General features: G+C 63.3%; 12 protein-coding genes. 6 read left to right on the top strand and 6 right to left on the bottom strand.

The window, feature by feature from the left end; translation table 11 throughout:
* Positions 1 to 4 precede the first annotated feature (4 nt).
* From bacA to galE, 6 genes are all read right to left on the bottom strand, one after another.
* Complete coding sequence (gene bacA, locus AB5Y70_RS02890; protein ID WP_102948943.1) at positions 5 to 820, bottom strand: undecaprenyl-diphosphate phosphatase; 816 nt, start codon at positions 818 to 820, stop codon at positions 5 to 7.
* A gap of 254 nt (positions 821 to 1,074) precedes the next feature.
* Positions 1,075 to 2,070, bottom strand: a complete 996-nt coding sequence (locus tag AB5Y70_RS02895) for an aldo/keto reductase (RefSeq protein WP_102948942.1) — start codon at positions 2,068 to 2,070, stop codon at positions 1,075 to 1,077.
* A 149-nt stretch (positions 2,071 to 2,219) separates the two neighbouring features.
* Complete coding sequence (locus tag AB5Y70_RS02900; RefSeq protein ID WP_223918059.1) at positions 2,220 to 3,287, bottom strand: galactose-1-epimerase; 1,068 nt, start codon at positions 3,285 to 3,287, stop codon at positions 2,220 to 2,222.
* A 27-nt stretch (positions 3,288 to 3,314) separates the two neighbouring features.
* Positions 3,315 to 4,463, bottom strand: coding sequence for a galactokinase (galK, locus tag AB5Y70_RS02905; protein ID WP_045522840.1), 1,149 nt, complete (start codon positions 4,461 to 4,463; stop codon positions 3,315 to 3,317).
* Entirely contained in the window at positions 4,460 to 5,518 is a 1,059-nt protein-coding gene (locus AB5Y70_RS02910; RefSeq protein ID WP_102948940.1) for a UDP-glucose--hexose-1-phosphate uridylyltransferase, read from the bottom strand. Before AB5Y70_RS02910 ends, galK begins: the two co-directional genes overlap by 4 nt.
* Positions 5,519 to 5,624: 106 nt before the next feature.
* Positions 5,625 to 6,638, bottom strand: a complete 1,014-nt coding sequence (gene galE, locus AB5Y70_RS02915) for a UDP-glucose 4-epimerase GalE (RefSeq protein ID WP_102948939.1) — start codon at positions 6,636 to 6,638, stop codon at positions 5,625 to 5,627.
* A gap of 216 nt (positions 6,639 to 6,854) precedes the next feature.
* On the opposite strand from galE, the gene AB5Y70_RS02920 reads away from it, so the two are divergent.
* The 6 genes from AB5Y70_RS02920 (at position 6,855) to AB5Y70_RS02945 (ending at position 17,196) form a co-directional block, all read left to right on the top strand.
* Positions 6,855 to 7,859, top strand: coding sequence for a substrate-binding domain-containing protein (locus tag AB5Y70_RS02920; protein WP_010676018.1), 1,005 nt, complete (start codon positions 6,855 to 6,857; stop codon positions 7,857 to 7,859).
* Between the two features lie 665 nt (positions 7,860 to 8,524).
* Complete coding sequence (locus AB5Y70_RS02925) at positions 8,525 to 11,599, top strand: beta-galactosidase (protein WP_102948938.1); 3,075 nt, start codon at positions 8,525 to 8,527, stop codon at positions 11,597 to 11,599.
* A 219-nt stretch (positions 11,600 to 11,818) separates the two neighbouring features.
* Complete coding sequence (gene mglB, locus AB5Y70_RS02930) at positions 11,819 to 12,805, top strand: galactose/glucose ABC transporter substrate-binding protein MglB (protein WP_010676016.1); 987 nt, start codon at positions 11,819 to 11,821, stop codon at positions 12,803 to 12,805.
* A 53-nt stretch (positions 12,806 to 12,858) separates the two neighbouring features.
* Positions 12,859 to 14,379: a galactose/methyl galactoside ABC transporter ATP-binding protein MglA gene (gene mglA, locus AB5Y70_RS02935; RefSeq protein ID WP_010676015.1), complete on the top strand. Its 1,521-nt coding sequence runs from the start codon at positions 12,859 to 12,861 to the stop codon at positions 14,377 to 14,379.
* A 15-nt stretch (positions 14,380 to 14,394) separates the two neighbouring features.
* Positions 14,395 to 15,405 (top strand): galactose/methyl galactoside ABC transporter permease MglC, encoded by a 1,011-nt coding sequence (gene mglC / locus AB5Y70_RS02940; protein WP_010676014.1) that lies wholly within the window; start codon positions 14,395 to 14,397, stop codon positions 15,403 to 15,405.
* A gap of 57 nt (positions 15,406 to 15,462) precedes the next feature.
* Positions 15,463 to 17,196 (top strand): methyl-accepting chemotaxis protein, encoded by a 1,734-nt coding sequence (locus AB5Y70_RS02945; RefSeq protein ID WP_368175923.1) that lies wholly within the window; start codon positions 15,463 to 15,465, stop codon positions 17,194 to 17,196.
* The last annotated feature ends 500 nt before the right edge of the window (positions 17,197 to 17,696 follow it).

The raw sequence follows: 17,696 nt of genomic DNA on the forward strand, positions 1-17,696 counted from the left end.
CCCATCAGGCCACGAAGACCAGGTAGACGACGAAGGCCAGCAGGAAGCGGTAGATGGCGAACGGGATGAAGTCGAGACGACGGATCAGCGCCAGGAAGGTCTTGATGGCGACCATGGCCACCACGAAGGCGGTGACGAAGCCCACCGCAAACATGGGGAAGTCCGCCATGGAGAGGAAGTCGCGGCTCTTGTAGAGATCCAGGCCGCTGGCCGCGATCATCATGGGTACCGCCATGATGAAGGAGAATTCCGCTGCCGCGTGGCGGCTGATGCCCATCAGCATGCCGCCGCTGATGGTGGCGCCGGAGCGGGAGAAACCGGGCCAGAGTGCTAGGCACTGGAACAGGCCGATGCCGAAGGCCTGCTTGTAGCTGATGTCGTCCAGGGTCTCCGCGGTCACGGCGGGGCGGAACTTTTCGGCGATGATGAGCAGGATGCCACCGGCCACCAGGGCATACATCACGGTTTCCGGCCCGAACAGATTGGCCTTGATCCAGCTGTGGATAGCCAGCCCGACGGCCACGGCAGGCAGCATGCCGAGGATGACGTGCACCAGGGAGAGGGTCGCGTGGCCCGGGGTCGGTTTCTGACCGAAGTGAATGCCGATGAGTCCGAACAGGCGGCGCCAGAACATGACGACCACTGCCAGGATGGAGCCGAGCTGGATTACCACCTCGAAGGTGGCGGCCTTGGGTCCTTCAAACCCGAGGAGGTGGCCGACGATGATCATGTGGCCGGTGGAGGAGACGGGGAGGAACTCGGTCAGGCCTTCCACTATGCCCAGCACAAAGGCGACGAACAGGGCGTAGGATTCGGTCATGGTGCAGATCTCTTGGTTATGGGGTCTGGATAAAATCAACCCCGAACGGGTCGGGGCGGCCAATGATGGCGGAAAATCGCGCGGGCAACCAGTGAATATTTGGGATTTCAGCGCCCTGTTCCGGCCGGGAAAGGGCGCTGGCGGACCATGCAGGGCGCGGCTTGCCGCATGCTGTCAGAAGCCATGACTGCCCCGTCACGTTCTGACAGGTCAGTCACGCCTGTTGACCTCTGTTTTATGATCTCTTTGTGCTGTCAGGCCAGTATGGACAGGATTTTCTGTTGAAGATCATCGTCCAGGGGGGGCTGCCCCAGGGCGTCGACGGCGCTCGTTATCTGTTGGGGATGGCTGGCGCCGATCAGGGCGCAGCTCACCACGGGGTCGCGCAGCACCCATTGCAGTGCGAGTTGCGACAGGGACTGACCCCGTTGCAGGGCCAGTGCATGCAGGGCGCGGACGGTGGCGAGCTTCTCCTCGGTGATCTGGTCCGCCGTGAGGAAGGGGCTGGCACTGGCGGCACGAGAATCCGCGGGAATGCCCGCCAGGTAGCGATCGCTCAGCAGCCCCCCCGCCAGGGGCGAGAAGGCGACCACCCCCATGCCGTGCTCCCGGCAGGCCGGCAGGGTGTCGGGCTCAACATCGCGCTGGAACAGGGAGTATTTGAGCTGGTTGACCAGGCAGGGGGTGCCGAGCTCCGCCAGCCGGGCGGCAGCCTTGGCCGCGAGCGGGGCCGGGTAGTTGGAGAGACCGATGTAGAGCGCCTTGCCCTGGCGCACCATCAGGGCCAGGGCCTGGCAGGTCTCCTCGAGCGGGGTGCGGGGATCCGGCCTGTGGTGATAGAAGATGTCCACGTAGTCGAGGCCCAGACGGCGCAGGCTCTGGTGCAGGCTGGCGAAGAGGTACTTGGCGCTGCCGCCATCGCCGTAGGGGCCGTCCCACATCACGTAGCCCGCCTTGCTGGCGATGATGAGCTCGTCCCGATAGGGAGCCAGGCTCCTCTTGAGCAGCGTGCCGAAGGTCAGTTCGGCAGATCCCGGCGGTGGCCCGTAGTTGTTGGCGAGATCGAAGTGGGTGATCCCCAGATCGAACGCTTGATGCACCATGGCCTTCGCGGTGGCGGGATCGCTCCCGGCGCCGAAGTTGTGCCAAAGGCCCAGACCGATGCCGGGCAGGCGCAGGCCGTGGCGGCCCGCCGGTCGATAGCGCTGGCGCTGGTAGCGGTCGGGGGCGGCGAGGTAGTTGTCATCCATCACGGTGCGGTTCCTTGGGCTGGTGTGCAATGAGGAGCGACGGGCCCTGCGGCGGGCCTCACCCCGGCTGATTCGGCGGTGCCATCGGGGCCGGGGCCGCCATGACGTGGTGGCGTGCCCGGGCCCCTTCGTCTGCCCGAGCAGGGCTGTCAGGGGGCAGGAATAAAGCGATAGCGGGTCTGGTGGCGATAACGCTGCCCCGGTAGCAACCAGGGATCGCCGAGGGCGGGCCGGTTCGGGCTGTCGGGCAATTGCTGGGCCTCCAGGCAGAAACCGTCGTAATCCCGGTAGGGTCGGCCCTGACGATCCGGTGTGCCGGTCAGCCAGTTGCCGCTGTAGAACTGCAGGGAGGGCTGGTTGGTGTAGACCGCCATGGCCAGCTTGCCATCCCCCGAGATCACCCGGGCGGCCCATGGCTGGTTGGACCCACCAAACGGCTCATCAGCAGGCTCAAAATCGCTGTTGTTGAGCAGAAATGCGTGATCGTACCCCTTGGCCAACTGCTGCTGGGGGTGGTCCAGCCACGCCTGGCCGATGGGGCGGGGGACGCGCAGATCGAAGGGGCCTTCCACCGGGGCGATGGTCAGTGGCAGGCTCTGGTCATCCGTGGGCAGGTAGCGGTCGGCGTCGAGGCTGATGGTGTGGTGGCGGATGTCGCCACCGCCATCCAGGTTGAAGTAGGCGTGGCTGGTGAGGCTGACCGGACTGGGGGCGTCCGTGCTGGCGCAGAAGTCGACCACCAGATCGCACTGCTCCAGCCGATACTCCAGGCTCACCCTCAGATTGCCGGGAAAGCCCTGATCCCCCGCCCGGGAGAGGAGCGCCAGCTTGACCCTGTCCGCCTCCTGCTCCTTGATCTGCCAGGTGCGGCGATGGAACCCGTCGCGCCCGCCGTGCAGGCAGTTGGCCCCCTGGTTGGCGTCCAGCGTCCAGCACTGGCCTTCCCGCTCAAGGCGGGCGCCGCCGATGCGGTTGGCAAAGCGCCCCGCCACGGCCCCCAGCCATACCTGCTGGGTGAGGTAGGCCTCGTCGGCGCAGCCCAGCAGCACCTCCCGCCGCTCTCCCGCCACCGGCAGGGTGAGGGAGGTGAGGGTGGCCCCGTATGCGAGACCGCGCAGCCGCAGTCCCTCCTCGTTTTCCAGCTCGAATCTCATCATGGTTTGCGGTTCCCCGTCGTGATCCCGTCGCCCCCTGCCGGCGTCGCGAGTGCCGGGCAGGGGGCGTCACCCGTTGTCAGGCGTGCGTTACAGTCTGCCGGCCCCTGCGCTGGCACGGCAGACGTAGCAGTCCGCCTTGAGGCCGAAACGGGCCGGGTATTCCGCCTCCACCACGGCGATCACCTCGGCCACCTTCTCGGGGCGCAGCAGGGCGACCACGCAGCCGCCAAAACCGCCGCCGGTCATGCGCACACCGCCTTCGCTGCCGATCCGGGCCTTGATGATCTCCACCAGGCCGTCGATGGGGGGCACGGTGATCTCGAAGTCATCGCGCATGGCGGCGTGGGACTGGCCCATCAGCTCGCCGAGGCGCACCAGATCGCCCTGTGCCAGCGCATCGGCCGCCGCCAGAGTGCGGGCGTTCTCGCCGACCACGTGGCGGGCACGGCGATAGCAGGCCTCGTCCAGACCGGCCTTGCCCGTTTCCAGGGTGGCCAGGTCAAGATCCCGCAGGGCCTTGACCCCGTAGTGACGGGCGGCGGTTTCGCACTGCTGGCGACGGGTGTTGTATTCGCTGTCCACCAGGCCGCGGCGCACGTTGGAGTTGACGATGAGCACCGCCAGATCGGTGGGCATGGGGATGAGCCGGGTCTCCAGGGAACGGCAATCGAGCAGCAGGGCGTGATCCTGCCTGCCGCTCGCGGAGATCATCTGATCCATGATGCCGCAGTTGCAGCCGACGAACTGGTTCTCCGCCTGCTGGCCGTTGAGGGCGATTTCCGCCTGGCTGATGGCCAGCCCCTGGGCCTCCTTGAAGGCCTGGCCGATGGCCACCTCCAGGGAAGCGGAGGAGGAGAGACCCGTCCCCTGGGGCACGTTGCCGGAGACCACCAGATTGAGGCCGCGCAGGGCGTGGCCCCGTGCCTGCAGGTGTTTCACCACGCCGCGGATGTAGTCGCTCCAGCGCTGGCTGGGGTGGTGCTCGATGGGTTGATCGAGACTGAACCGGTCGCGCTGGTTGTCGTAGTCGGCGGCGATCACTTCGACCAGGTTGTCGCCGCGCAGGCCGATGGCGACGCAGGTCTCGTAGTCGATGGCGCAGGGCAGCACGAAGCCGTCGTTGTAGTCGGTGTGCTCGCCGATGAGGTTGACGCGGCCTGGAGCCCGTACCAGCAGGTCGGGTTGTTGCTCAAACTGCTCGGCAAACACGGCGCTGACGCGCTGGCTCGGGGTCATAGGGCCTCCTCGTTGGCCTGGTTCTGGTCGTTGTAGTGGATGGGACTGAGGGCGCGCAGCCGTTCCGCCGCCTGTTCCGGGGTGAGATCGCGCTGGGTCTCGGCCAGCATCTCGAAGCCCACCATGAATTTGCGCACCGTGGCGGAGCGCAGCAGGGGCGGATAGAAGTGGGCGTGCAGTTGCCACGCCTCGGGGCAGTCGGAACGGGGCGGGGCGAAGTGCCAGCCCATGGAGTAGGGGAAGCTGCACTGGAACAGGTTGTCGTAGCGGCTGGTGAGCTCCTTGAGCGCGATGGCCAGATCCTGTTGCTGTTCCCGGGTGAGATCCAGCATGGAGGGAACATGGGCCTTGGGCAGCAGCAGGGTCTCGAACGGCCAGGCCGCCCAGAAGGGCACCACCGCCAGCCAGTGGGCCGTCTCCACCACGATGCGGGAGCGATCCGCCAGCTCCCGCTCCACATAGTCCAGCAGCAGGGGGCGGCCGTGTTCGGCCAGCCAGGTGCGCTGGTGCGCCTCTTCCCGGGCAATCTCGTTGGGCAGGAAGTCGCTGCCCCAGAGCTGGCCGTGAGGGTGCGGATTGGAGCAGCCCATGACGGCGCCCTTGTTTTCAAAGACTTGGACCCATTCCCACTGGTCAGAGAGCTCGGCCACCTGGTCCATCCAGGTGGTGATCACCCCTTCGATGGCGGGCAGGGGCAGCTCGGGCAGGGTCTTGCCGTGATCCGGCGAGAAGCAGATGACCCGGCTGGTGCCCCGGGCGGCTTCCAGCTTCAGCAGGGGATCCGGCGCCGCGTCAGCGGCCGGGGTGTCCTGCATCAGGGCGGCGAAGTCGTTGGTAAAGACGAAGGTGCCCTGATAGTCGGGGTTGATATCGCCGGTCACCCGGGTGTTGCCCGCACAGAGGAAGCAGTCGGGATCATGGGCCTGGCTCGGCGCCAGGCTCACCTTCTCGACCTGGCCTTGCCAGGGGCGCTTGGCCCTGTGAGGGGAGACCAGCACGTATTGGCCGGTCAGCGGGTTGAAACGACGGTGGGGGTGATCAACCGGGTTGAACATCATCACTCCTCAAGCTCAATAAAGGAATTGCGGGCAGTGATGAGGGCGGGTGCGCCGCTCATCTGTGGCCCCTCTCCCGCGACGGGAGAAGGGAGCAAAACGGATATCACGCCTCATACCCCTGGGGGTTGGCGGATTGCCAGCGCCAGCTGTCGGCGCACATGGCGGCCAGATCCCGCCGGGCACGCCAGCCCAGCTCGCGTTCGGCCTTGGCGGGATCGGCCCAGCACTCGGCGATGTCGCCGGGGCGCCGTGGCTCGATCCGGTAGGGAAGGGGCCGACCGCAGGCGGCCTCGAACGCCGCGACCATCTGCAACACGCTCTGGCCCTGGCCCGTGCCCAGGTTGTAGGCGTGGACACCGCCCCGTCCGGCGCAGTGTTCCAGAGCCTTGACGTGCCCTTCGGCGAGATCCATCACATGGATGTAGTCGCGCACCCCGGTGCCGTCGATGGTTGGGTAATCGTTACCAAAGACCGAGAGGCAGTCGCGCCGGCCGATGGCGACCTGGGTCAAAAACGGCATCAGATTGTTGGGGATGCCCTGGGGATCCTCTCCCAGGGTGCCGGACTCGTGGGCGCCGACGGGATTGAAATAGCGCAGCAGGGTCATGCTCCAGTGGGGCTCGGCCCGCTGCAGATCCTCGAGGATCTCCTCGATGATCAGCTTGGATCGGCCGTAGGGGTTGGTGGCGCTGCGGGGGAAATCCTCCCGGATCGGGGTGCTGGCGGGATCGCCGTAGACGGTGGCCGACGAGCTGAACACCAGATTGCGTACCCCGGCCCGTTTCATCGCCTGCAGCAATACCAGGGTGCCGCTCAGGTTGTTCTCGTAGTAGTCCAGCGGGATGCGTGTCGACTCGCCGACCGCCTTGAGGGCGGCGAAGTGGATCACGGCGTCGATGTGCTGCTCGCTGAAGATGCGATCCAGCAGGGCCGGGTCACGGATGTCCCCCTCGTAGAAGCGGGGCTCGTGCCCGCTGATGGCGGCGACACGGGTCAGGACGCCCGCCTTGCTGTTGCAGAGGTTGTCCACCACCACGGGCTCCATGCCTGCGGCCTGCAAGGCCAGACAGGTGTGGCTGCCGATGTAGCCGCAACCGCCGGTGACCAGTACTTTCATCCGTTGTTCCACCCTCAACTCCTCGCATCAGGAAAGCCTGAGCAGGAGTCTAGCCGAGGGGCTGACGGGCAAACTGTGAGCTGCTTAACAAATATGTGTAAACGATTACACTTGTTTTCATCGACCAATGTGGCAAGTTCTGATTTTTCCCCCTGTTATCAGTGACATTGAACGGTATAATGCGGCCAGTTGCAGCGTGAAATAAGTGAAAACAGCATGAGCACCATCAAGGATGTCGCCCGTTTGGCCAATGTGTCAGTGGCAACGGTTTCACGGGTGATGAACAACTCACCCAAGGCCAGTGCCGCCTCCCGCGAGGTGGTGCTGAAGGCCATGGCCGAGCTGGGCTATACCCCCAACGCCAACGCGCGGGCCCTGGTCAGCCAGACCTGTGACACCATGGGAGTGGTGGTGGGGGACGTGGCGGATCCTTTCTTCGGCGCCCTGGTCAAAGGGGTCGCGGCGGTGGCGGTGGAGCAGGGCTTGCATCTGTTGATGGGTAATGGTTTTCACCGCGCCCAGCAGGAGCGGGAGGCTATCGAGCTGCTCATCGGCAAACGCTGCGAGGCACTGGTGGTGCACAGCAAGGCGCTCGGCGACGAGGAGCTGGTCGACTACGCCCTGCGTGCCCCCGGCATGGTGCTGATCAACCGCGACATTCCGAGTCTGAGGGGGCGCTGTATCGCTCTCAACAACCGCCAGGGTGCGGCGACCGCCACCCGTCATCTGCTGGATCTCGGCCACCGCCATATCGCCTTCCTGAGCTCGGATCACGCCATCGAGGATGCGCTGTTGCGCCACCAGGGCTATCAGGATGCCCTGGCGGAGGCGGAGGTCTTCGCCGATCCCGAGCTGGTGGAGAGCGGCATGCCCAATGAAGAGGGGGGCGAGCGCGCCATGCTCAACCTGCTGGCCAAGGGGTTGCCCATCACGGCGGTGGTGGCCTACAACGACGCCATGGCGGCAGGGGCCATCTCCGTGCTGGCGGACAACGGCCTCAAGGTGCCGGAGGAGGTGTCGGTGGTAGGCTTCGATGACATCATCTACGCCAGATACCTGAGACCCAAGCTCTCCACCATGCGCTATCCCATCGAGCTGATGGCGGCCCAGGCGGCCAAGCTGGCGCTGCAACTCGCCGCAGGGGAGAGCGAATCGGTGCAGAGTCGCATCTATACCCCCACCCTGATCAACCGCCATTCGGTCGCTCCCGTCAGGTCCTGATCGCAGCGCTTGCGCCCCCGTCGGCGCAAGCGCTGCACCTGGCGAACCCGTACTGCAGCATATAAAGCACCCCCATAGCTCAGACGATAGATAGCTCAGACCATGGATAGCTGAGAGCATGGCTAGCGCAGACCACAGCGGGTTGCCTGAGGAGTGACAACCGTCCCCTCACGCTCCCTGCCTGCCGAACTCGCCAGCTCTTCCCGCTCGTCTGTCACGAGCCCCTCTCCCCCGGCCTGCCGAGCCTCACTTCCGGCCAGATCCTGCAAGACGCCCGCCATGGCTTTTCTCTGCGCCGGGCAGGGGCTCTCGTGGCCTCTGCACACTCCTTCGAGAGGCCGGGCTGCGTGCGTGCCCGGAACCGGGTTGAGGCGCTCCAGCACCTGATGAGGCGAGGGGGGCGCGATGTCGGGTCTTTGCCATGGCTTGCTCCGCTGGCTCGGCCATTGCCTCCCGGTTTCACACTCCCGGGCATCTTCTGCCCTTCCGAAGGTCCGCTTTTTCCCCCATGGGGTCATTTACCCGGATTTATCCGATTTTTACTCCGTTTTACTTAACAAAATGAGTGTAATCGTTTACATCTGTGTGAGCGGGATCGCCGATCACCGGGCAAAACTCTCCTACACTGCAGTGGTTTTCAGCGTGAATGCAGGGAGAAGTGAAGCATGCTCAGGGAGATAGTGGCCCGTCAGGATTGGCAGACCCAGGGGATCACCGCCGTGAACCGGTTGCCAGCCCATACCCCCTTGTCCAGTTGGCGCAGTGAAGGGGAAGCCAGGATGGGGGGGTTGTCACCTTCCCGCCTACTGCTGGACGGCGAGTGGCAGTTCTCCTGGTTCGAGGCCCCGGAGCGGGTGCCGGAGCAGTGGCTGGTGGAGGATCTGCCGGATGCCTGCCCCATCAAGGTGCCGGGCAACTGGCAACTGGCTGCGGCCTACCCGGGGGCGCGGCCCGTCACGGATGTGCCCATCTACACCAACATCAAGTACCCCTTTCCCTGCGACCCGCCCCGGGTGCCTGCCGAGAACCCCACCGGTTGCTACTCCCGCGAGTTCACCGTTGCTGCGGACTGGCTGGCCGAGGGACAGACCCGGATCATCTTCGACGGGGTGGACAGCGCGTTTCACCTCTTCTGCAACGGCCGCTGGGTCGGTTACTCCCAGGACAGCCGGCTGCCGGCGGAATTCGATCTGACCCCCTTCCTTCAGGCCGGGGCCAACCGCCTCGCCGTCCTGGTGCTGCGCTGGTCTGACGGCTCCTATCTGGAAGATCAGGACATGTGGCGCATGAGCGGCATCTTCCGCTCCGTCAGCCTGCTGCACAAACCGGCCCGTCATCTGATGGATATCCGGGTGACGCCCGAGCTCGACGCCTGCTACCGGGATGCCCGCCTCAAGGTTGAATTGCAGGCGGCCAACGGAGCCGGTCTGTCGGTGGAGGCCAACCTCTATGATGGCGACGAGCGGGTAGCGACCCTGCGCCAGCGGATCGGCACCCAAGCCATCGACGAGAAAGGGGTGTATGACGATCGCGCCGAGTTGTGGCTGACGGTAACGGCGCCACACAAGTGGAGCGCCGAGACCCCGCACCTCTATCGCCTGACCCTGACCCTGCTGGACGAGCAGGGAAGCACTCTCGAGAGCGAGGCCCATGACGTGGGCTTTCGGGCGGTGGAGGTCCGTGGCGGCCTGCTGCGGGTCAACGGCCAACCCCTGCTGATTCGTGGTGCCAATCGCCATGAACACCATCCCGCCACGGGTCACGTGGTGACCCCGGCCGACATGGAGCAGGATCTGCTGCTGATGAAGCGGCACAACTTCAACGCGGTGCGCTGCTCCCACTATCCCAATCACCCCGAGCTTTATCGCCTGTGCGACCGGCTCGGCCTCTATGTGGTGGACGAGGCGAACCTGGAGACCCACGGCATGACCCCCATGGGGCGGCTGGCGCGGGATCCCGCCTGGAGCAACGCCTTCCTGGAGCGGGTTACCCGCATGGTGGCCCGGGACTTCAACCACCCCAGCATCATCATCTGGTCTCTGGGGAACGAATCCGGTTATGGCCCGGCCCACGACGCCATGTATCGCTGGGTGAAGGGGGCGGACCCCAGCCGCCCGGTGCAGTACGAAGGGGGCGGGGCCGACACCCCGGCCACCGACATCATCTGCCCCATGTATGCCCGTACCCATCAGGATCAACCCTTCCCGGCGGTGCCCAAGTGGGCACTGGCCAAGTGGATCGGCCTGCCGGAAGAGACCCGGCCGCTGATCCTGTGCGAATACGCCCACGCCATGGGCAACAGCCTGGGGGGCTATGCCCATTACTGGCAGGCATTTCGCGATCATCCGCGGCTGCAGGGTGGGTTTGTCTGGGATTGGGTCGATCAGGGGCTGGACAAGCAGACCGACGATGGCCGCCATTTCTGGGCTTATGGTGGCGATTTCGGCGACACTCCCAACGATCGCCAGTTCTGCTGCAACGGCCTGCTGTTCCCCGATCGCACCCCCCATCCCTCCCTGTTTGAAGCCCGGCGTGCCCAGCAGCCCTTTGTTCTGACCCTGCAGGGTCGCCAGCCGCTGACGGTGGAGATCCGCAGCGAATACCTGTTCCGCGAGACGGATAACGAGACTCTGCAGTGGCGTCTGTGTGAAGACGGCGTGGTGGTGAGCCAGGGTGAATGCCCGCTCGAGCTGGCTCCCCGGGGGAGCGTGACGCTGACCCTGCTGGAGCAACTGCCGGCCTTTGCGCCGGGGGCGCTCGCCTGGCTGGATCTCGCCATCGTGCAGCCCACCGCCACGGCCTGGGCCGGAGCGGGTCACGAGGTGGCTCGCCAGCAATGCCTGTTGCCCGCGCCCCTGGCGCTGCCGTCGGCCTGCCCGGCGGTCAGCCTGACCGAGCAGCGCGATCACTGGGTGCTTGGCGCCGCAGATTCCCTGTGGCAGCTCGACAAGGCCAGTGGTCGCATCGTCAGCTGGCAGAAGCAGGGCCGCGAGCGGCTGCGCGACGCCATCGCCGATCATTTCTATCGGGCGCCGCTCGACAACGATATCGGCACCAGCGAGGCGGATCACGCCGATCCCAACGCCTGGATTGCCCGCTGGCAGGAGGCCGGACTCAATGATCTGCAGCACCGCTGTCTCGGCCTGGAGGCGAGTCCGGAGCTGGGTCTTATCACGGCGCACCACGGCTATTTAGTGGGTGACGAGCCGAAGATCCTGACCCGCTGGCATCACAGGATGGACGGGGAGGGCGCCATGAACCTCGCCATCGAGGTGGAGGTGGCCGCCGACATGCCCTCCCTGCCGCGCATCGGTGCCCGGCTCTGGCTGGCTGATGAACCGGCCGAAGGTGCCCCGGTGAGCTGGCTGGGGCTTGGCCCCCACGAGAATTACCCGGATCGCCGGCTCGCCGCCGATCTCGGTCGCTGGCAATTGCCCATCGAGGCGTTGCACACCCCTTATGTCTTCCCGACCGACAACGGACTGCGCTGCGATACCCACGCACTGCAACTGGGGGATCTGGCGGTGGAGGGGCGCTTCCACTTCAGTGTCAGCCGCTACAGTCAGCAGCAGCTGACCGAAGCCCGTCACCAGACCGATCTGGTGGCTCTGGGGGGCACGCACCTGTGCCTCGATGGCTTCCACATGGGGGTGGGAGGCGACGACTCCTGGAGCCAGAGCGTGCGGCCCGAGTTCTGGCTGTTGCCGGGTCGTTATCAGTGGCACTGCCGTCTGCGCTAGCCGGACCCGCCGTCGCGAGATGGCGAGACCCAAAGGCAGTTTCTCACGTAACTATTTAATTTTTAACAATATTACGGCTATGCAACAGAGTGTAAACGTTTTCATTTTGTTGCCAGGATCACAGACCGCCTCACAACAAACTGATTACATTAGGCTGGCGCCAGCTCAAACGGTGTACAGCATTCCCTACAAAAAACAGATAGAGATCGGAGCATAACAATGAAAAAACTCACGACAGTTGCCACCTTGCTGATGGGACTGATGGCGGGAGCCCAAGCCCAGGCCGATACCCGTATCGGGGTCACCGTCTACAAGTACGACGACAACTTCATGGCCGTGGTGCGCAAGGCCATCGAGAAAGAAGCGGCGGCCACCCCGGGTGTGGAACTGCTGATGAACGACTCCCAGAACGACCAGTCCAAGCAGAACGACCAGATCGATGTACTGCTGGCCAAGGGCGTGAAGGCCCTGGCCATCAACCTGGTTGACCCGGCGGCGGCCCCTGTCGTGATTGAGAAAGCCCGTGCGGACGAGATCCCCGTGGTCTTCTACAACAAGGAACCGAGCGCGGCCGACCTGGCCAGCTATGACAAGGCCTACTACGTGGGCACCGACTCCAAGGAGTCCGGCATCATCCAGGGCCAGCTGATCGCCAAGCACTGGAAAGCGCACCCCGAGTGGGATCTGAACAAGGATGGCGTCATCCAGTTCGTGCTGCTCAAGGGTGAGCCTGGCCACCCGGATGCGGAAGCACGCACCACCTACGTCGTCAAGACCCTGAACGATGGCGGCATCAAGACCGAGCAACTGCACATGGATACCGGTATGTGGGATACCGCCATGGCCAAGGACAAGATGGACGCCTGGATCTCCGGTCCGAACGCCAACAAGATCGAAGTGGTCATCGCCAACAACGACGGCATGGCGATGGGCGCCGTGGAGTCCCTGAAGGCCCAGGGCAAGACCGCCATCCCGGTGTTCGGTGTTGACGCCCTGCCGGAAGCCCTGGCCATGGTCAAGAGCGGTGCCATGGCCGGTACCGTGCTGAACGATGCGGCCAACCAGGCCAAGGCCACCTTCGAGCTGACCAAGAACCTGGCCGAAGGCAAGCCGGCCGGTGAAGGCACCAACTGGAAGATCGACAACAAGGTCGTCCGCGTTGCCTACGTGGGCGTAGACAAAGACAACCTGTCCCAATTCGAGTAATTCCTCCCCTCAGGGCAAGGGAGATCCCCTTGCCCTCTTTTCAACCAGATGTGATGGCTGATATGACAACACGGCAACAATCAGAATGGCTGTTGGAGATGATTGACGTCAGTAAGAGCTTTCCTGGCGTCAAGGCACTCGATAATGTCAATTTACGGGTCCGTCCTCATTCTGTGCATGCGTTGATGGGCGAGAATGGCGCAGGGAAGTCCACGCTGCTCAAGTGCCTGTTCGGCATCTACGAGAAGGATCAGGGCAAGATCTTCTTCAAGGGACAGGAGATCAACTTCACCTCGTCCAAAGAGGCGCTGGAGAATGGCGTTTCCATGGTGCACCAGGAGCTGAACCTGGTACTGCAACGCACCGTGATGGACAACATGTGGCTCGGCCGCTATCCCACCAAGGGACTGTTTGTCGACCACGGCAAGATGTATCAGGACACCAAGCATATCTTCGAGGAGCTGGACATCGATATCGACCCCAGGGTCAAGGTCGGCACCCTGTCGGTTTCCCAGATGCAGATGATCGAGATTGCCAAGGCATTCTCCTATGACGCCAAGATCGTCATCATGGACGAACCCACCTCCTCCCTGACCGAGAAAGAGGTTAACCACCTCTTCAAGATCATCAACAAGCTCAAGGAGAAGGGGTGCGGCATCGTCTACATCTCCCACAAGATGGAAGAGATCTTCCAGCTCTGTGACGAGATCACCATATTGCGGGATGGCCAGTGGGTGGCGACCCAGCCCCTCAAGGGCATGACCATGGATCAGATCATCGGCATGATGGTCGGCCGCGAGCTCACCCAGCGCTTCCCGGAAAAAACCAACCAGCCCAAAGAGGTGATCCTCGAGGTCGAGCACCTGACGGCCAAGAACCAGCCTTCCATCAAGGACGTGACCTTCAACCTGCACAAGGGGGAGATCCTCGGCATCGCCGGTCTGGTGGGGGCCAAGCGCACCGACATCGTGGAGACCCTGTTCGGCATCCGCGATCGTAGCGAAGGGACCATCAAGCTGCACGGCAAAGAGGTGGCGAACCACAACGCCCACGAGGCGATCCAGAACGGCTTCGCCCTGGTGACCGAGGAGCGCCGCTCTACCGGGATCTATTCACGCCTCGACATCGCCTTCAACTCCCTGATCGCCAACATGGACAACTACAAGGGATCCATGGGGCTGCTCAGCGACAACAAGATGAAGAGCGATACCCAGTGGGTCATCGACTCCATGCGGGTCAAGACACCGACCCAGCAGACCCAGATCGGCTCCCTCTCCGGTGGCAACCAGCAGAAGGTGATCATCGGTCGCTGGCTGCTGACCCAGCCCGAGATCCTGATGCTGGATGAACCGACCCGGGGTATCGACGTCGGCGCCAAGTTCGAGATCTACCAGCTCATCCTGGAGCTGGCGAAGAAGGACAAGGGCATCGTCATCATCTCCTCCGAAATGCCGGAACTGCTCGGCATCACGGACCGCATCATGGTCATGAGCAATGGCCGGGTCGCGGGGATCGTCAACACCAAAGAAACTGACCAGAGCGAGATCCTGCGCCTGGCATCTCTGTACCTATAAAGACAGGAAGACATTATGGAGTCGGCTAAAAATTTCAATCTGATGCAGGCGCTCAAAGAGAACGGCATCTATGTGGTGTTGCTGGTGTTGCTCATGATCATCGTGATCAAGGAGCCCTCCTTCCTCAGCCTCACCAACCTCAGCAACATCCTGACCCAGTCCTCGGTGCGGGTCATCATCGCCCTCGGGGTGGCGGGCATCATCATCACCCAGGGTACTGACCTGTCGGCCGGTCGTCAGGTCGGTCTGGCGGCGCTGATCGCGGCCACCATGCTGCAGGCCCTGACCAACGTCAACAAGGTCTTCCCCACCCTGGGGGAGGTGCCCATTCCGGCGGTGATCCTGTTGGTGTGCGTGGTGGGGGCCCTGATTGGTCTGGTCAACGGCCTGATTGTCGCCTACCTGAACGTGACGCCCTTCATCACCACCCTGGGCACCATGATCATCGTTTACGGCATCAACTCCCTCTATTTTGACTCCGTGGGGGCCTCCCCGGTGGCCGGGTTTGACCCTCGCTTCTCCAACTTTGCGCAGGGCTTCATCCGGATTGGCGGGTTCAAGCTCTCGTACCTGACCTTCTATGCGGCCATCGCCAGCGTCTTCGTCTGGGTGCTGTGGAACAAGACCCGCTTTGGCAAGAACATCTTCGCCATCGGTGGCAACCCGGAAGCGGCCAAGGTGTCCGGCGTCAACGTCGCCGTCAACCTGGTGGTCATCTATGCCCTGGCCGGTGTCTTCTACGCCTTCGGCGGCATGCTGGAAGCGGGGCGGATCGGCAGTGCCACCAACAACCTCGGCTTCATGTACGAGCTGGATGCCATCGCGGCCTGCGTGGTGGGGGGCGTTTCATTTGCCGGCGGTGTGGGAACTGTCGCGGGTGTGATCACCGGCGTACTTATCTTCACGCTGATCAACTATGGTTTGACCTACATCGGTGTCAGCCCTTACTGGCAGTTCATCATCAAGGGCGGCATCATCATCCTGGCGGTAGCCCTGGACTCCATGAAGTACGCCAAGAAGAAGTAAGCATTGGCAGGGAGGGCCGGGTCATCCCGGCCCTTTCTCTTTGGAGGGACCCATACCATGGCATTCAAAGTCAAAATCAACGTGCTGTTGCTGCTCGCCATTCTGGTCACCATCGGTACCGCCTGGTTCAGCGTCAACCATTTCATCAGCGGCTACATCCGCACCCAGGCCACCCAGAACATCAACGAGCAGATCACCCTGGTCAGGGAGAAGCTGGCGGGTGACATCAACCAGAAGGTGCTGCTGGCCGCCAACCTCAACCTCGGGGTGACCAGCGTCAAGAAGGCGCTGCAGGAGACCGGCTTTCACAACATCGTCAAGCTCATTGGCGACATGGCATTCGACGCGAACGGGGTCATCGACGACAAGGCCAGGGTTGACGCCCTGCGCAAGCTGATCCCCGCCGCCAACAACCAGATCACCGTCAGCCCGCTGGAGCAGCTGGACGGCAAACCCGTCATCTCCATCCTGGTGCCGCGCGGTGCAGACTCCGCCTACCTCTACTACCTCGACATGAGCGAGTTCAAGACGCTGCTGACCAAGGTAAGCGGGGAAGGGCGTTACTTCTCCCTCACCGACAGTCAGGGACAGGTGCTCTACAGCAGCAAGCCCCAGGGAGAGAGCGAGAGCCGCCCCAACAAGCTGGATATTCGCGGCAGCGAGTGGACCCTGACCGGTTATGTGGATCTCGACTATATCCAGGCCATGACCCAGGCGCTCAACGGCAAGATCACCCTGGCCCTGCTCGGGGTGGCGGCGCTGGTACTGGCCCTCTCCATGGTGGCCCTCAACCTGGCCTATAGACCCATCCTCTCCTTGCGCGACCTGGTACAGGAGCTCTCCCAGGGCAATGGGGATCTGACCCGCCGGCTCACGGTGACCAGCAAGGATGATCTCGGACAGATCTCGGCGGGCATCAACCGCTTCATCGAGCAGTTGCAGGGCATGATGGGGGAGGTGAGACAAGCGAGCGGCCAGCTCAATGAAGGGATATCGGCATTGGCGAGGCAGACGGGGTCAGCCCAGGGCCTGCTGGCGGAGCATGTGCGGGAGACCGAACAGGTGGTCACCGCCATCAACGAGATGAGCCGTACTGCCGTCTCGGTATCGGAGAGCGCGGCCAATACTGCCCAGCTGACCGGCCAGAGCCAGCAACTGGCCAACCAGTCGCGTCAGGTGGTGGATCAGGCCATGGCCAGCGTCACTGCGCTGGTGACGGAGGTGGAGACCACGGCACACTCCATCGAAGCCATGCAGCAAGATGTGCAGCAGATCGGCTCGATTCTCGGGGTCATCGGTGGCATCGCAGAGCAGACCAACCTGCTGGCCCTCAACGCCGCCATCGAGGCGGCCCGGGCCGGGGAGCAGGGGCGGGGGTTTGCGGTGGTGGCGGACGAAGTGCGCTCTCTGGCGGGACGCACCCAGAAGAGCACTGCCGAGATCCAGACCATGCTGACCCGGCTGCAACGGGGTACCCAGACCGTGGTGGCTGCCATGGGCAACACCCGGCAGAGCTGCCAGGATGCGGCGGAAAACACCAGCAAGGTGAATGCGTCACTGGATCTGATGGCGGGAGAAGTGGTGGAGATCAACGATCTCATCAGCCATATCGCCACGGCCGCGGAGGAGCAGAGTGCCGTCGCCGAGGAGATCAATCGCAACATGAGTGCCATCGCCGAGGTGATCACCCAGCTCAAGGGGAATGGCGAGCGCACCGTGGACAGCTCGAACGCCATGCAGCGCACCTATGACAGGCTGCGGGAGATAGTGGGGCACTTCCGGCTGGAATAGCGCCGGCTGGGCGAGTCCCGGGTACCCTGGCCAGCAATATCGTGGCCGGGGTGACCCATCAGCGGGCAGACGTGAAAAATACCCAAAAAAGATGGGGGCGACTTGCGTCGCCCCCGATAGTCTTATCGCTCATATCCTTGAACGAAGTTGCTCCCTGCAATCCCTGACTATACCTCTTCCTTTAGGTTTCCCCTTCCCAATCCTTTGGGGTGTCCTTTAGCCATCATGGCCTGACGAGTCATCCGTTCCCGTCGCACTTTCTCCGTCCTGGGAGGTGTCCTTTACCACATCCTGTGGTGAGTCCATTTGCCCAACCCTGGCAGCCAGTCTTCCTGACCGACTTCATTGCATCCGTGCAGGAGTAACTATAAGGATTTCGCGCAGGGCGACAATGACATGCTGAAAAACGTTTTATTCAAACTGGTTTCCCGCGAAAGGATAATGAAGTTATCTTTTTTAAAATCATGATGTTAATGATCTATCATGCTGTTTTTTCACGC

The sequence above is a fragment of the Aeromonas sp. s1(2024) genome, assembly GCF_040908005.1.
GTDB classification, from domain to species: Bacteria; Pseudomonadota; Gammaproteobacteria; order Enterobacterales; family Aeromonadaceae; genus Aeromonas; species Aeromonas caviae.

Excerpts from the sequence above, each read along its gene's own strand:
- galK (WP_045522840.1), bottom strand. The coding sequence starts at position 4,463 with ATGACCCCGAGCCAGCGCGTCAGCGCCGTGTTTGCCGAGCAGTTTGAG.
- mglA (WP_010676015.1), top strand. The coding sequence starts at position 12,859 with ATGGCTGATATGACAACACGGCAACAATCAGAATGGCTGTTGGAGATG.
- bacA (WP_102948943.1), bottom strand. The coding sequence starts at position 820 with ATGACCGAATCCTACGCCCTGTTCGTCGCCTTTGTGCTGGGCATAGTG.
- galE (WP_102948939.1), bottom strand. The coding sequence starts at position 6,638 with ATGAAAGTACTGGTCACCGGCGGTTGCGGCTACATCGGCAGCCACACC.
- AB5Y70_RS02895 (WP_102948942.1), bottom strand. The coding sequence starts at position 2,070 with ATGGATGACAACTACCTCGCCGCCCCCGACCGCTACCAGCGCCAGCGC.
- mglC (WP_010676014.1), top strand. The coding sequence starts at position 14,395 with ATGGAGTCGGCTAAAAATTTCAATCTGATGCAGGCGCTCAAAGAGAAC.
- mglB (WP_010676016.1), top strand. The coding sequence starts at position 11,819 with ATGAAAAAACTCACGACAGTTGCCACCTTGCTGATGGGACTGATGGCG.
- AB5Y70_RS02945 (WP_368175923.1), top strand. The coding sequence starts at position 15,463 with ATGGCATTCAAAGTCAAAATCAACGTGCTGTTGCTGCTCGCCATTCTG.
- AB5Y70_RS02925 (WP_102948938.1), top strand. The coding sequence starts at position 8,525 with ATGCTCAGGGAGATAGTGGCCCGTCAGGATTGGCAGACCCAGGGGATC.
- AB5Y70_RS02920 (WP_010676018.1), top strand. The coding sequence starts at position 6,855 with ATGAGCACCATCAAGGATGTCGCCCGTTTGGCCAATGTGTCAGTGGCA.
- AB5Y70_RS02910 (WP_102948940.1), bottom strand. The coding sequence starts at position 5,518 with ATGTTCAACCCGGTTGATCACCCCCACCGTCGTTTCAACCCGCTGACC.